At 41.0% G+C, this 1,028-nt stretch carries 1 protein-coding gene and 1 tRNA gene; one reads left to right on the top strand and one right to left on the bottom strand.

The annotated features are described in order from the left end of the window. Positions 1-103: 103 nt before the first annotated feature. Positions 104-196 (bottom strand) — tRNA-Ser (locus HCUR_RS00250). A 367-nt stretch (positions 197-563) separates the two neighbouring features. On the opposite strand from HCUR_RS00250, the gene HCUR_RS00245 reads away from it, so the two are divergent. Continuing rightward, a complete protein-coding gene (locus HCUR_RS00245) occupies positions 564-1,013 on the top strand; it encodes a transposase (RefSeq protein ID WP_104206249.1) in 450 nt (149 codons plus the stop codon). Positions 1,014-1,028: the final 15 nt, after the last annotated feature.

Raw genomic sequence — 1,028 nt, 5'->3', positions numbered from 1 at the left:
TGTAACGCTAGATAGAAACGCTGGAAATCCCGCAGATACTGGGGTTTTAAGCACTGCTTAAGCTAGAGCAAAAAGACGTGAGAAAAGTTATTTCTCAAAAATCTGGCGGAGAGAGAGGGATTCGAACCCTCGGTACGCTTTTAAGACGTACGGCGGTTTAGCAAACCGCTGCCTTCAGCCGCTCGGCCATCTCTCCAATAGGAGGATACTATAATATGTTTTAAAAAGATTGTCAATTTATGTCTCGAGGCAATGAAAGGTTTAACCACAAAAATTTTCTTTACAGATTAGATTAAGAATTTTTCGAGCACTAGATCTGCTGCGTAAGGGGAAAATTTAAGATAAAAGAGTGGACGTAAAGTGAACAGGTGAGAAAAGTGATGGGAACAGTCCGCAAGGAAGTTTCTATGAGAATAAGGTACACAAACAGTGCAAAACGTCCAAGAATTTTTTTGAGATTATTGGGTGTGACACCGTAATAAGCACAAAAAATAAGCCATGCCGCCTATCCTTTGTGAGAAAAGCTGATTTTGGGCCGCTAAAAAAGATCGCATTGTTCAAACCTGTATTCATGGATAAACGAAGGCAAGCTTGAAGGTAATAAGAATGAGAGATCCAACGATTTAACAGATCATAAATGCACGCTCATTAAAGATCATTTTGCATGGGGCAAGTATGGTAATATAAGTAAACACCAGAAGAAAGAGCGTGTTAATGGAGTAGTTTACATAATAACGACCGGCTTCCCATGGCGAATGCTTCCTAAAGATTTTCCGCCATACTCGCCTGTACAATCGTTTTATCGAAGATGCAGGATCAAAGAAATATGGAAAAAAGTACTGAGCGCGCTTGTCAAGATAAAGTGGATCAAGGCTGGTGAAAGTGAAGACCCGAGCTACCACAAGATTGATTCACACAGTGTCAAAACTACCGGAGCTTGTGAACAACACGGTATTGATGGAGAAAAAAAGGGACGTAAACGCCATCGTGTTGTGGATACACAAGGCAATTGAGTGCTTGGGACTGTT

The sequence above is a fragment of the Holospora curviuscula genome (assembly GCF_002930195.1).
In the GTDB taxonomy this organism is placed as follows: domain Bacteria; phylum Pseudomonadota; class Alphaproteobacteria; order Holosporales; family Holosporaceae; genus Holospora; species Holospora curviuscula.
Note: the sequence above shows the minus strand (reverse complement) of the source record. Positions and strands in the feature narration are given on the sequence as shown.